Here is a 13,826-nt window from a genome sequence, read left to right as displayed (position 1 = left end):
TTGGGTGGGGGGGCGGGTTGGGGGGGGGGGGGGCGGGGGGGGGTGGGGCGGGCGGGGGGTCAGGAGTGGGCGGGAGCCGTGCCGTCGCGGGTGCGGTCGAGGCCGCGGAGCCACACCTCCGCCGCGATGGTCGAGTAGAGGACCGCGTCGCGCAGCTCCGGGGTGGAGGGGCGGTGGGCGAGGCGGCGCAGGGCCGCGCCGTCGACGAGCCCCAGCCGCTCCAGCCGGGAGTCCTCCCACAGGGCCGCGAGGTCGGCGCGGTGCTCCCGCAGCCCGTCCGCCGCGTCCATGGAGGCGGCGGCCTTGTTGGTGCGCCGCAGGCACTCCTCCGGCACGATCCCGCGCATGGCCGCGGTCAGCAGCGGCTTGTACCGCCAGGGGGTCACCCGCTCGGCGGGACGCACGGCGAGGCAGGTCTCGATGACCCGGTCGTCCAGGAACGGCGACGCCATGGGCAGCCCCGCCCGGGCGGCCATGTGGTCCCACTGCCGGATGACCCGGGTGCAGCCGCGAATCTGCTCCAGGTCGGTGTGCAGGCCGCGGTCGGGGTGCAGGGGCCGGGCCGCGGCGGCCGCCTCGCGCAGCGCCCGCCCCGCCAGCTCCCCGGCCTCCGGCGTGACCCAGTCGAACAGGCGGGGCGGCATGCCCCAGCCGAGACTGGTGGTGACGGTCGCGGGCCGCGCGCCGCGCAGGCCGTCGGCGCAGTCACCGAGCCACCTGTCGTACGGGCGCCTGTCGGCCAGTGCCCGCAGCGTCCCGCCGAGCGGCCACTGCCACAGGGCGCGGAAGCCGCGCAGCTGCCGCAGGGCGAACAGCGGTCGCGTCCGGGCGAGCCGGTGGTAGTACGCCTCCGAGCACCAGGCGACGTGGTCCCCACCGATGCCCGTCAGGTGCAGGCGGCTGCCCCGGCGCGCCATGCCGGGCAGGTGGTGGAGGACGCGCGACCGGTCCATGACCCCGATCGTCGGCTCGTCCAGGAGGTCGTCGATGCCGAGCAGGTCGGTGTAGACGAGCGGCGAGGCGTCGGCGTCCCACACGACGTGCTCGACGTCGGGCAGGGCGCGGGCGGCCCGGCGGGCCCACTCCAGGTCGGTGTCGGCGGGGTCGCGGCCGGGCCAGGTGCTCGCCACCACGCGGGCCGGTGACCGGTCGGCGAGGAAGCAGACCGAGGTGGAGTCCAGTCCGCCGGACAGGTCGCAGCTGACGACGCCGCCGCCCCGGGTGCGGGCGTCCACGGCGTCCGCCAGGGCCTGACGTACCCGTGGGGCCCCGTCCGCCAGGGCCTGGACCGGCTCCGGGGGCGTCCACCACCGCGAGTGGCGCACACCGCGTCCGTCAGGCGCGATGACGAGGGCCTCGTCCGGCGGGACGGCGTGGACCCCCTGCCAGAGGGACGCCTCGGCGAGGGGGTGCGGCACCGGCCACAGCAGCCGTACCGCGAGCTGCGCGCGGTCCGGCGCGCGGCCCAGGGCGGCGGCGAGCCAGTCGGCGCGGGTGGCGGCGACCGTCACCCCGCCGAGGTCGGCGTGGTGGACGAGGCGGAGGCCGGAGGCGGTGCCCTGCACCCTGGTCCGGCCGTCGAGCGAGGCGACCAGGTGGAAGCTGCCGGGCAGGGACCTCACCCAGGCGTCCAGGTCGGCCAGGTCGCGCAGGCGGCCGGCCACCCGGCGGACCTCCGCGGCGTCGAGCGGGCAGGTGCCGACCAGGGCGAGGGCGGCGGAGCCGGCGCGGGCGGTGACGAGTTCGGCGTCGTCCCACCGGCCGACCAGCCAGGGCCTGCCCGAGGCGTGGGCCAGGACGCGTGTCCCGGGGCGTCGGAAGGAGCGGGCCGCGGCGGCCGCGTCCGCGCGGTCGGTGAAGACCGCGAAGTGCGCGCCGCCGTGGCCCGTCCCCGCACTTTCGTGCAGTTCCGTCATGACGTCAGGTCGGGAACGTCAGTTCTTGCTGAGGATCAGTCGGTCGTTGCCGGAGCGCTGCAGGAGCCCCGTGGTCTTCCGGAAGCCGCCCAGTCGGGCCAGGGTCGGGGCCTCGTACGCCTTCTTCATGACTACTCCTCCGGTTCGGTTCGCCACCCACCCGGGTGGTGGGTGGCTGCCGCGGGTCGACCCGGTCGCGGGGCCGGCAGGCTCCACGACCGTGGCGGTCGCCCCACACCAGCTAGACGCATGGTCAGGCCGGATCACAACCCGTCCGGAATTAGTCCGACTATCGTGTCAATCGGGCGCGGTTGACTGTCCGCTTGAGATGCAACTCGGCTGCGATTGACCGACTGTGATCAGCTTTGCTCTGCTGAAACGATTCAACCTGCCGTGGCGGAGCACGCGCCGGCCCTGCGTTCCGCTCCCAGCGGGCAGAAGCAGTGGGCGCCGCCCGGCGCACCGGGCTTGTGCCGCGCGCCGCCCGCAGGCACCCGCCCCGCCGAAGTGAGCCGGGTGATTCTCGGGCACGGACCCGTCCCGGACCGCGGTGGACACGAGGGCGGCCGTCTCGGGAGCCCACGGTGCACGGCCGCGGTGGCCGCCCCGTCCGCCGGCGGCGGGCCCCGATCGTGCGCGAGCGGGGTACGGCGGCCTCGCCGTTCCCCGCTCGTGGCGGTGGGTCCCCCGCCAGGTTCGCGCCGCGCCGGCCGGTCCGCCTCTGCGGCTGACCTCCCGGAGGCGGCCCCGGCGGAGGTGGCTACCCGAGCGGCGGCTGCCCGAGCGGCGGCTGTTCCGCCCGTGGTGGCACGGGCTCGGCCGGGCCGGAGCCCCGGGCGGCCCCACCCTGTGGCGGTACCGCGGCACCCGCCCCGCCCGGCGCGGCGGCCGCCGTGCCGGTGCACGTCCGCGCGCCCGCGCCCGTCCCCGTCGCCGCCTCGGCCCCCCGCAGCAGGGCCCGCGCCTTGTCCTCCGCCGCGTCGTAGCGGTCGGGGTGGGCCGAGCGCTGCACCTCCTGGGCGGTGCGGCCGGGGGAGAGGTCGGGCGACCGCCGCTCGACGGCCGTCGCCCCGCGGAAGAACCGCTCCGCCGCGTACGGCACGTCCATGATCTGCTCGGGTGTGCCCCAGCCCTGGCTCGGCCGCTGCTGGAAGACGCCGAGCGAGTCCTTGTCGCCGCAGTCCAGGTTGTTCATGTGCGACTCGACCCAGCCGGCCTCGAACGCGGCCAGCATGACCTTGTCCGAGACGCCGAGCCGCAGGCCGACCTGGTGGACGGTCCTGATGACGTCGGGATCGTGGTTAGGGGGGATACGGCAGGGCGCCATGACGGCACCTCCTCGGTGACGGGCGGGCGGCACGCCGCACGCGCGCGGTGGGGCCCGGTGGAGGGCGCCCGGGGACCAGCGTCCGCAGCGCCGGGCGACCGCGACAAGGGGCCGCCCCGCCCGTGACCCGAAAGGGGAGCGGGCGCGGCAAACCGGCGCCCGCCGGGGGTCCGCCGCGTCCCGTACGCGCGGATCGGCCGGTCGCCGTAGGGCGACCGGCCGATCCGCGCGTCACGCCGCGCGTGCGGCGCCGGGTGTCAGGCGAGCGTGCGGCGCACGCACTCCGCCACGACCTCCTGCAGGCTGCCGGTGCGGTGCAGCAGCACCCGCTGGACGCGGGCGCCGTTGCCCGTGTCGAGCAGACCCGCCAGGGCCTCCTGCGCGCCGAGGAGGTCGCCGTTCTCCTCCAGCGCGTCGCGCACGTGGTCGAAGAGGGCCCGCACCACGGCCTCCGCGGGTGCGGGGCGCATCGTCACGGGGTGGATCAGTTCGCCCTCCAGGCCCGACCGGGCGGCTCGCCAGGTCGCCAGGCGCAGCAGGGCCACACCGTGGCGGGTGGGCGGCACGCCGTCGCGCCACTCCCGCGCCGCCGTGTCGACCAGTCCCCGGATCAGCGTGGCGACCAGGGCCGTGGTGGACGCGTCGAGGCAGACGTCCGCGACCCGGATCTCCACCGTGGGGTAGGAGCGGGAGAGGCGGGCGTCGAAGTACACCATGCCCTCGTCCTTGAGGGCGCCACTGGCGACCATGTCGGCGACCTGCTCGTGGTACCGGTCGGCCGAGCCGAACACCTCCACGGGGCCGGCGGAGGGCCAGCGGCCCCACACGCGGTTGCGGTAGCTGGCGTACCCGCTGTCCTCGCCCTGCCAGAACGGCGAGTTGCTGCTCATGGCGAGCAGGACGGGCAGCCAGGGCCGGATGCGGTCCAGGACGGCGACGCCCTCGTCGTCCGAGTCGACCGACACGTGGACATGGCAGCCGCACGTCAGCTGCTCCTGCGCCGTGAGGCCGAAGTGCTCCTTGAGCCACTGGTGGCGCTCGTCGTTCCCGATGGTCGGGCTCACCTCCAGCGGAGACGTCGCCAGCGCGGCGACCGAGGCGTCGACCCCCTCGGCGTGCCGCGCGGCCTCCGCCCGCCAGCGCCGGATCTCCTCCTCCAGGTCCCGCATGTCGGTCTGCGGCTTCGTCGCGAACTCCAGCTGCTGGCGCTGGAGCTCGCTCTCGAAGACCTCCTCGTTGCCCTGCGGGTCCCGGGAGGCCGCCGCGAGGACCGCCGCGGACAAGGCACGCGGCTCCCCGGTACGGCCGTCCACCAGGAGCAGCTCCTCCTCCACGCCCACACTTCGCACGTCACTCACCCTTCCTCGGCGCTGGGACGCAGCCCACCTGCCCCGATCGTCGGCTCCCACTCCTCGGCCGGCCCCCGGCGGGCCCGGTGTCCGGTCCCCGCCCGCCGCCGCTCATCCCCCTACCGCCGGGTCGTCGTCCCCGCGGTGGTTCGACCGGCGCCGCAGCCACAGGGGCAGGGCGTACCAGCACAGGGCGAACCACAGCATCACCGCGCCCACCAGGAGCTCCGCGAGCAGGCCGGGGACCACGACGTGGAGGATGAGCAGCAGGGTGCAGCCGATCGTGAGGGCGAGCAGCACCATGCCGCACATCATCAGCTTGTGCGCGGTCCCGACCAGCTCGTCCTTCATGCGCTGGCCGGAGAGGAAGCGGTGCAGGGAGACCGGGGCTATGAGAGCCGCGGTGGCGGACGCCCCGGTCACCACGGTGACGACGTAGACGGCCCGGTCGAACGACCCCAGGTCGCGGAAGACGGGGGTGAAGGCGACGCTCAGCAGGAACCCGAAGAGGATCTGGACGCCCGTCTGGGCCACCCGGGTCTCCTGGAGTATCTCCTGCCACCTGCGGTTCACCCGGTCCCTGGCCGACTCCGGCGGCTCGTGGCGGTCGGGGCGGTCGTCCCCCGCGCCGGAAGCGCAGGAGGTGCAGGAGGCGCCGGGGGATCTCGTGTCCCGATCGACCGGTCGATCTGTCATGGTCATGGCGTCCTCCACAGTCGGGGGACGATCGTGTGCCCGCTTCTGGCCCATGCATGCCGATGCCGCCGTCCGGTTGCGAAACGGGGGAAACGGGGTTAGCCGGGCCGGATGACGGGGGACCCGTTGTTCCGTCGGAAGACCGGCCGCCTCGCCCCGCGGGACGGCGCGCGGCCGGAACAGGTATCGAAGGAGGGATCGTCACACCATGACCACGGCGCGAGAGATCATGACCGAGGGTGCCGAGTGCGTCGGCGAGAACGAGAGCGTGCTCGACGCCGCCAGGAAGATGACGGACCTCGGAGTCGGCGCCCTGCCCATCTGCGGCACGGACAACAAGCTCAAGGGCATGCTGACCGACCGGGACATCGTCGTGAAGGTGCTCGGCGCGGGCAAGGACCCGGCGAGCTGCAAGGCCGGCGAACTGGCCCAGGGCGAGGCCGTCACGATCGGCGCGGACGACGACGCGGACGAGATCCTGCGCACGATGACGACCCACAAGGTGCGCCGCCTGCCGGTCATCGACGGCCACGAACTGGTCGGCATGGTCGCCCAGGCCGACGTGGCGCGGGCACTGCCCGAGCCCAAGGTCGGCGACCTGCTGGAGGCGCTGTCCACGGACTGACGCCCCCTCAGCGACGGGCCCCGACCGAATCGTTTCGGCCGGGGCCCGCGCTTTTGCGCCGAAGCGGGTCACCGACCCGGAATGAGCGCGGGGACCGGGGGTACCAGCGCTTCCGGGCGAGGCGCACCGCGCCCGCCGGAGCGAGAGGAGACGAGCCGTGCTGATGGCCCACCCCACCGTCCTGGGCAAGTTGGCAGAGGAGTACGAGTCGCTTGCCGCCCAGCGCGCGCAGGCCGACGGCCCCGAGGTGCGGCGCCGGATGGAGGACGTGGCGTACACCCTGTGCGTCTCGACCGGCACCCGCGACGTCGAGGACGCGCTCGCCGCGGCCCGCCGCCGACTCGCCGAGGCCCGCGGGGGCGACTCGCTCCTCGCGCTCTGACCGGCCGCCGGGCCCGGACCGGCCCGGTCGGCCACGACCACCCACGCGCGCCGGCACGGCGACACGACAGCGGAATCGGAGGGGACATGACGGTGATCGCGGCGGGGACGTCCACGGCGGCGGACCGCGAGGGGCGCATCCCCGGGGACGTCGAGCCGCAGAGGCTCTCCCCCCAGGACGCGCGTGAGCTCTCCAGGACGTTCTTCGACCGGCTGGCCACGCTGGAGGAGGGCACCCACGAGTACCAGTACGTGCGCAACACGCTCATCGAGATGAACATGTCGCTCGTCCGCTTCGCCGCGCGGCGCTTCCGCGGGCCGGGCAGCGACATGGACGACATCGTCCAGGTGGGCATGATCGGCCTCATCAAGGCGATAGACCGGTTCGACCTCTCCCGCGAGGTGGAGTTCACCACCTTCGCCATGCCCTGCATCCTCGGCGAGATCAAGCGGTTCTTCCGCGACACCTCGTGGGCCGTGCACGTCCCGCGCCGCCTCCAGGAGGCGCGCCAGGAACTGGTGCGCGCGACGGACGAACTGACCTCCCGGCTCGGCCGTGACCCGAAGGTCGGCGAACTCGCCGAGCTGACGGGCATGACCGAGGGCGAGGTCCGCAAGGCGCAGGTCGCCGCCGCCGGCTACAGCTCCGCCTCGCTCGACGCCGCCGTACGCGGCGACTCACCGGACGGCGAGGCCGTCCTCGCCGACTTCATCGGCGTCGAGGAGCACGCCCTCACGCTCATCGAGGACTTCCACTCCCTGGCCCCCCTCGTCGCGGAACTCGACGAGCGCGACCGCACCATCCTGCACCTGCGGTTCGTCGAGGAGCGGACGCAGGCGCAGATCGCCGAGGTGCTCGGCGTGTCGCAGATGCACGTGTCGCGCCTCCTCGCCCGCACCGTGCGGCGCCTGCGCGAGGGACTCCTGTCGACCTCCTGAGAGGCGCACCACGCCCGCGCACCACCGCGCCGCGCCACCCCACGCGCGTGGTCCCCGCGGACCGCCGTGTACCGACCGCGACCCGCTGGCACCGCCCCGCACCGCCGGCGGGGCGACCGGCTCAGCCGACCTGCACCCCGATCAGACACGTGTCGTCGTCCGTGTCCGACCGGCTGTGCGTCAGCAGCAGGTCCAGGTGATCGCCCAGGTCGCGGGTGCTCTGCCCGGCGATGGGCAGCAGCTGCTGGAGCGAGTGCTCCACCGACCGGTCCCGCCGCTCGATCAGACCGTCGGTGTACATGAACAGCCGGTCGCCCAGCTCCATCGCCAGCCGGTGCTCCTCGTACTCCGCGTCCGGCACGGCGCCCAGCAGCAGCCCGCGGGGCAGCGGCAGCGGGGACGCCTCCCCGTCGCGCACCAGCACCGGCGGCGGGTGCCCCGCCCTCGCCCACCGCAGCACCCGAGTCTCCGGGTCGTACACCCCGCAGACGGCCGTGGCGGTCACGTGCTCCGTCAGGTGGTGCGCCACCGTGTTGAGCCAGCCCAGCAGCTGCGCGGGACCGGAACCGGTCGCCGCGAGTCCGCGCAGGGCGTTGCGCAGGACCACCATCCCGGTGGCCGCCTCGATGCCGTGGCCCGCCACGTCCCCGACCACCAGCAGCACCTGCTTCGTGGGCAGCAGCACGGCGTCGTACCAGTCGCCCCCGACGAGGTGCCCCTCCTCGGCCGGCCGGTAGCGCACCGCGACCCGCAGGTCGGCCAGGTCCACCGGCGCCGACGTCGGAGGCATGATCGCCTGCTGGAGCTGGAGGGCCAGGCGGTTGCGCTCGGCCGCGCGCTGCTCGGAGTCGGCGAGCCGGTCGCGGGTCGCGGCCAGCGCCACCTCCGTCCAGTGCTGGGCCGACACGTCCTGGTAGGCGCCCCGGACGGCCAGCAGCGCGCCGTCCGGGCCCGTCACCGGCTCCGCCACGATACGGATGTGGCGCACCACGCCGTCGGCGCGCTGGAGGCGTACGGCCGTCGACGCCGAGTGCCGGTGGTACAGCACCGCCCGCAGGAACCGGCCGATGGCCACGGCGTCGTCCGGGTGCGCGTGGTGGTGCAGCTGCTCCAGCGGTACGGGCGAGGAGCCCTGCGGCAGCCCGAAGAGGGCGAACAGCTGGGTGTTCCAGGTGATGTCGCCGCTGACGACGTTCTCCTCGAAACCGCCGATCCGCCCCAGGCGCTGCGCGTGCTGGAGCAGCGCGGCGAGCCGGGTCGCCTCGTCCTCCAGCCGCCACGTGAGGAGCACCGAGTCGCCGTACCGGCCTATGCCGACGGCCGCGACCGATGTGATCGGCACCTCGCCGACCAGCGCGCTCAGCGCCATCCGCTCGGCGTGGAACGCCTCGCCCGTGGCGTGGACGCGCAGCACGTACTCGAACAGCCCGCCGTCGCGGGCGGTCAGCGGGTACGCCTCCAGCAGCCGCATGCCGATCAGGGTGGACCGGGCGCGGCCGGCGATGTCGCTGAAGCGCTCGTTGGCGTACGCGATGGAGAAGTCCGCGACCTGGTCCCGGTGGTCCAGCACGGGCCGCAGCACCATCGTCGGGTCGAGGAGGCTGTCGGCCAGCTCCACCAGCGGGCCCGCGGGGTTGTCCGGGGTGCGCGGTTCGGCCAGGGCCGCCTCGGAGCCGGGCAGCGTGTGGGCGCACAGGTCGGCCAGCGCGTCGAGCTGCCGGGCCGCGGTGCCGGACAGCGGCGGCTGGGTGTGCGGCCAGCACACCTCCAGGACGCCCATGACGCGGCCGGACACCTCGGCGGGCAGGACGGCCCGCGCCCCGGTGGTGCCGCGCCGCTGCCCGATGCCCGGTACGTCGGTGGGCAGGTCGCCGAACCACAGCGGCCGCCGCTCGGCGACGGCCCGCTGGGCGAGCGTCCCCACCCCGGGCGGTACGTAGTGCCAGCGCTGGGCCTCGCCGTGGACGAAGCCGGCGTGCGCGGCGAGGACGAGCGCGCCGCCCGGGATCGCCGCCCACAGCGCGGCGGCCTTCGCGCCCAGCGGCGCCAGCGCCTGGTCGAGCATGGAGTCCACGACGGCCTGCGCGTCGCCGGTCAGCGACCCGGCCTCGGCGGTGCGCATCCGCAGCACCTCGCCGGGGCCCGACCGCTCCGGGGCGACGGCCTGCCGGGCCGCGGCGGTCGCCACGGGCGCCGCCGCGGCGACGTCGTCGCCCGCCGCGCCGTTGACGATGTCGGCGGCCAGCTCCAGCAGCGGCAGCCGGGCTGCCCGGGCGAGCTCCTCCAGGTGCCGGAAGGACTCCATCGGCCCGCCGTGCCCCCGCTCCACGAGGATGCCGGTGGCGATGCCGATCAGGGCCCGCGCGTCGGCCGACTGCTGCGCGAGATCGAGGTCGCGCCGCAGCTGCTCGATGGTGCCGGCCAGCGCCTCGACCCGCTGCCCGTCGCCGCTCACCGGCGCAGCCAGCGACGCATGCGGTCCACGAGCGCGGCCGCGTCGACGGGCTTGGTGACGTAGTCGTTGGCCCCCGCCGCGAGGACCTTCTCGCGGTCGCCGGCCATGGCCTTGGCGGTCACCGCGATGATCGGCAGATCGGCGTGGTCGGGCATGGCCCGGATCGCGGCGGTGGCGGCGTAGCCGTCCATCTCCGGCATCATCACGTCCATCAGGATCAGCTCGACGTCCGCGTTGTGGGTGAGCATCTCCAGCCCCTGGCGGCCGTTCTCGGCGTGCAGGACGCGCATGCCGTGCATCTCCAGCATGCCGGTCAGCGCGTACACGTTGCGGGCGTCGTCGTCGACGACGAGGACCACCCGACCCGCGAGGTCGCTGTCGCCCGCGGCCCCCGCGCCGTCCACCGGGGCGGCCGCCGGGCCGTGCACACGGGGCAGTACGTCCGCCGGGTGGTCGGCCGTCAGGTGCAGGGCGATGCGCTCGCGCAGCTCGTCCAGGCTGGGCAGCAGCTCCCACGGCCGGTCCGCCGACCAGGTCTCCAACTGGCGCTTCTGGTCCTCCTCCAGCCGCCGGGTGTGGTGGGCGAGCACCGGCACCTGGCGCAGCGCGGGGTCCCCGCCGACGGCCGCGAGGAAGCGCATGGCGGCGCCGTCGGGCATGTCCAGCCCCAGCACCACGCAGTGGCACGGCTCGGCGGCGAGGGCCGCGGCCGCCTCCTCCGGGCCGACGGCCGTGCGCACGTGGGCGCCCGGCAGGGAGTCGGCGACGCCGGTGTTGTCGGCCAGCTCGGCGACGGCGCTCTCGGCGACGAGCGACAGCAGTCCCCGGGGCCGGTCCTCGATGACGAGGACGCGGCGGGGGCCCGACAGCCGGCCGGGCGCCCCGGACGGCGCGTCCTGCGCCGGTGGGGCGGTTCGCTGCTCGGCCCGCGGCTGCTCCTTGCCCGACCGGCTCCCTGGGGCGTAGCGGGCGATCGGCAGGTAGAACGTGAAGGTGCTGCCCTCGCCGAGGGTGCTCGTGGCGTGCACGGCGCCGCCGAGGAGGTGGGCGATCTCCCTGCTGATGGAGAGCCCGAGGCCGGTACCGCCGTACTTGCGGCTCGTGGTGCCGTCCGCCTGCTGGAAGGCCCCGAAGATCGACTCCAGTTGGTGCTCGGCGATGCCGATGCCGGTGTCGGTGACGTGGAAGGCCAGGGCGGGGCCGTGGTCCCGCATCGGCTCGGGCAGCTCGTCGTCGGCCGCCGGCGCGATGCGCAGCTCCACGGCGCCGGCCTCGGTGAACTTCACCGCGTTCGACAGGAGGTTGCGCAGCACCTGCCGCATGCGGGTGTCGTCCGTGACCAGCTCGTCGGGGACCCCCGGCGCGACGCTGACGAGGAACTCCAGCCCCTTCTGCGTGGTCATCGGCCGGAACGTCGCCTCGACGTAGTCGAGGAGGCGCCGCAGCGGGACCTGCTCGGGGGAGATGTCCATCTTGCCCGCCTCGACCTTGGACAGGTCGAGGATGTCGTTGATCAGCTGGAGCAGGTCGGAGCCCGCGGAGTGGATGACGCCCGCGTACTCGACCTGCTTGGGCGTGAGGTTGCGGGTCGGGTTCTGGGCGAGGAGCTGGGCGAGGATCAGCAGGCTGTTCAGCGGGGTGCGCAGTTCGTGGCTCATGTTGGCCAGGAACTCCGACTTGTACTTCGAGGCCAGCGACAGCTGCCGGGCGCGGTCCTCCAGCTCCTGGCGGGCCTGCTCGATCTCCTGCGTCTTCGCCTCGATGTCCCGGTTCTGCGCGGCGAGCAGCGCGGCCTTCTCCTCCAGGTCCGCGTTGGACTTGCGCAGCTCCTGCTGCTGGTCCTGCAGCTCCTCGGAGCGCGCCTGGAGCTCGGCGGTCAGCCGCTGCGACTCCTCCAGCAGTTCGTCCGTACGCGCGTTGGCGACGATCGTGTTGACGTTGACGCCGATCGTCGCCATCAGCTGGTTGAGGAAGGTGCGGTGCACGTGCGTGAACGTGCCGAGCGTGGCCAGCTCGATCACGCCGAGCACCTGCTCCTCGACGACGATGGGCAGCACGATCAGGCTGGACGGCTCGGCCGTACCGAGGCCGGAGGAGATGCTGACGTACCCGGCGGGCAGGTCCTCGATGGCGATCGTCCGCCGGCTGCGGGCCGCCTGGCCGACCAGGGACTCGCCCAGCCGGAAGCGGGCCGGCCGGTCGGAGCCGGCGGCGGGCATGCCGTACGAGGCGATGAGGGACAGCTCGGTGCCCTCCCGGGCCTCCTGGGCCAGGTAGAAGCCGCCGTACTGGGCGCCCACGAGCGGGGTCAGCTCGTCCATGATCAGCTCGGCGACGACCGTCAGGTCCCGCTGGCCCTGCATCAGCCCGGACATCAGCGCCAGGTTCGTCTTGAGCCAGTCCTGCTCCTGGTTGGCCCGGGTCGTCTCGCGCAGGGACTCCACCATGGCGTTGATGTTGTCCTTGAGCTCCGACACCTCGCCGGAGGCGTCCACGGAGATCGACCGGGTGAGGTCGCCCTCGGCGACGGCGCTGGTGACCTCGGCGATGGCGCGGACCTGCCGGGTGAGGTTCCCGGCCAGCCCGTTGACGTTCTCGGTGAGGCGCTTCCAGGTGCCGGAGACGCCCTCCACCTCGGCCTGGCCGCCGAGACGCCCCTCCTTGCCGACCTCGCGGGCGACGCGGGTGACCTCGGCGGCGAAGGAGGAGAGCTGGTCGACCATCGTGTTGATGGTGGTCTTCAGCTCCAGGATCTCGCCGCGGGCGTCGACGTCGATCTTGCGGGTGAGGTCGCCCTGGGCGACGGCGGTGGTGACCTGGGCGATGTTGCGGACCTGGTTCGTCAGGTTCTTCGCCATGGAGTTGACGTTGTCGGTGAGGTCCTTCCAGGTGCCCGCCACGTTGGGGACGTGCGCCTGGCCGCCGAGGATGCCCTCGGTGCCGACCTCGCGGGCCACGCGGGTGACCTCGTCGGCGAACGCCGACAGCGTCGTCACCATGGTGTTGATGGCCCCGGCGAGCGCGGCCACCTCGCCCTTCGCCTCCACGGTGATCTTCTGGGAGAGGTCGCCGCGCGCGACGGCGGTGGCGACCTGGGCGATGGAGCGCACCTGGCCGGTGAGGTTGGACGCCATCACGTTGACGTTGTCGGTGAGGTCCTTCCACGTGCCGGACACCCCGCGCACGGTGGCCTGGCCGCCGAGGTTGCCCTCGGTGCCGACCTCGCGCGCGACGCGGGTGACCTCGTCGGCGAAGGCGGACAGCTGGTCGACCATCGTGTTGATGGTGGTCTTCAGCTCCAGGATCTCGCCGCGGGCGTCGACGTCGATCTTGCGGGTGAGGTCGCCCTGCGCCACGGCGGTGGCGACCTGGGCGATCGACCGCACCTGGGCGGTGAGGTTGCCGGCCATGAAGTTGACGGAGTCGGTCAGATCGCGCCACGTGCCGCCGACGCCGGGCACCTGCGCCTGGCCGCCGAGGCGGCCCTCGGTGCCGACCTCGCGCGCGACGCGGGTCACCTCGTCGGCGAAGGCGGACAGCTCGTCGACCATCGTGTTGATGGTCTTCTTCAGCTCGTGGATCTCGCCCTGGGCGTCGACGGTGATCTTCTGCGAGAGGTCGCCGCGCGCGACGGCCGTGGCGACCTGGGCGATGTCGCGCACCTGGGTCGTCAGGTTGCCGGCCATGGCGTTGACCGAGTCCGTCAGGTCCTTCCACGTGCCGTCCACGCCCGGTACCCGGGCCTGGCCGCCGAGGCGGCCTTCCGTGCCGACCTCGCGCGCGACGCGGGTCACCTCGGAGGTGAACAGGGACAGCTGGTCGACCATCCCGTTGAAGACCGACGCGATCTCGCCGAGCAGTCCGTCGTGGTCGTCGGGCAGCCGGGTGCGGAAGTCGCCGTCCCGCACCGCCGTCAGCCCCGCCAGGAGCTGCCGGAGGTCACGCTCCGCCACCGCGCCGGCGCGGTCGCCGTCCTTGTCGTTCTCCGCCACCACGCGCTCCTCCGTGCCCGGGCCCACAGCCATGCTCCCCGCCCCTCGTTCGGTCCGGACGTGCCGTCGGACCCCGGGGGCCGGCGGCTTCCTGATCGGTGGCCGGATAGATGATCAGCCATCGCGTCGACTCATATTGCCACAGT

The 13,826-nt window shown here is 74.1% G+C and carries 10 protein-coding genes; 3 read left to right on the top strand and 7 right to left on the bottom strand.

Features of this window, described 5'->3' with window-relative positions; translation table 11 throughout:
* Positions 1-59: 59 nt before the first annotated feature.
* The 5 genes from LPA54_RS30840 to LPA54_RS30820 form a co-directional block, all read right to left on the bottom strand.
* Positions 60-1,916, bottom strand: coding sequence for a lasso peptide isopeptide bond-forming cyclase (locus tag LPA54_RS30840; RefSeq protein ID WP_228983971.1), 1,857 nt, complete (start codon positions 1,914-1,916; stop codon positions 60-62).
* An 18-nt stretch (positions 1,917-1,934) separates the two neighbouring features.
* Positions 1,935-2,045 (bottom strand): keywimysin-related RiPP, encoded by a 111-nt coding sequence (locus tag LPA54_RS30835; protein ID WP_228983968.1) that lies wholly within the window; start codon positions 2,043-2,045, stop codon positions 1,935-1,937.
* Positions 2,046-2,676: 631 nt separating this feature from the next.
* Positions 2,677-3,243 carry a hypothetical protein gene (locus tag LPA54_RS30830; protein ID WP_228983966.1) on the bottom strand — a complete coding sequence of 189 codons (567 nt, stop codon included), beginning with the start codon at positions 3,241-3,243 and terminating at the stop codon, positions 2,677-2,679.
* 257 nt (positions 3,244-3,500) lie between these two features.
* Positions 3,501-4,592 carry a glutamate--cysteine ligase gene (locus tag LPA54_RS30825; protein WP_228983965.1) on the bottom strand — a complete coding sequence of 364 codons (1,092 nt, stop codon included), beginning with the start codon at positions 4,590-4,592 and terminating at the stop codon, positions 3,501-3,503.
* Between the two features lie 111 nt (positions 4,593-4,703).
* Positions 4,704-5,294 carry a DUF6328 family protein gene (locus LPA54_RS30820; RefSeq protein WP_228983962.1) on the bottom strand — a complete coding sequence of 197 codons (591 nt, stop codon included), beginning with the start codon at positions 5,292-5,294 and terminating at the stop codon, positions 4,704-4,706.
* A 202-nt stretch (positions 5,295-5,496) separates the two neighbouring features.
* Between LPA54_RS30820 and LPA54_RS30815 the strand changes: the two genes are divergently transcribed.
* The 3 genes from LPA54_RS30815 (at position 5,497) to LPA54_RS30805 (ending at position 7,233) form a co-directional block, all read left to right on the top strand.
* Complete coding sequence (locus LPA54_RS30815) at positions 5,497-5,913, top strand: CBS domain-containing protein (RefSeq protein WP_228983960.1); 417 nt, start codon at positions 5,497-5,499, stop codon at positions 5,911-5,913.
* Between the two features lie 157 nt (positions 5,914-6,070).
* Positions 6,071-6,295: a DUF5133 domain-containing protein gene (locus tag LPA54_RS30810; protein ID WP_228983958.1), complete on the top strand. Its 225-nt coding sequence runs from the start codon at positions 6,071-6,073 to the stop codon at positions 6,293-6,295.
* Positions 6,296-6,381: 86 nt separating this feature from the next.
* On the top strand, positions 6,382-7,233 hold the full coding sequence (locus LPA54_RS30805; protein WP_228983956.1) for a SigB/SigF/SigG family RNA polymerase sigma factor: 852 nt from the start codon (positions 6,382-6,384) through the stop codon (positions 7,231-7,233).
* Between the two features lie 121 nt (positions 7,234-7,354).
* On the opposite strand, the gene LPA54_RS30800 is transcribed toward LPA54_RS30805, so the two are convergent.
* Positions 7,355-9,688, bottom strand: coding sequence for a SpoIIE family protein phosphatase (locus LPA54_RS30800; RefSeq protein ID WP_228983954.1), 2,334 nt, complete (start codon positions 9,686-9,688; stop codon positions 7,355-7,357).
* Complete coding sequence (locus tag LPA54_RS30795; RefSeq protein WP_228983952.1) at positions 9,685-13,713, bottom strand: HAMP domain-containing protein; 4,029 nt, start codon at positions 13,711-13,713, stop codon at positions 9,685-9,687. The genes LPA54_RS30800 and LPA54_RS30795 overlap by 4 nt, the downstream gene beginning before the upstream one ends.
* Positions 13,714-13,826 lie beyond the last annotated feature (113 nt).

It is taken from the genome of Streptomyces sp. DH12 (assembly GCF_020873895.1).
Lineage (GTDB): Bacteria > Actinomycetota > Actinomycetes > Streptomycetales > Streptomycetaceae > Streptomyces.
This window is presented reverse-complemented; position numbering and strand designations above follow the sequence as displayed.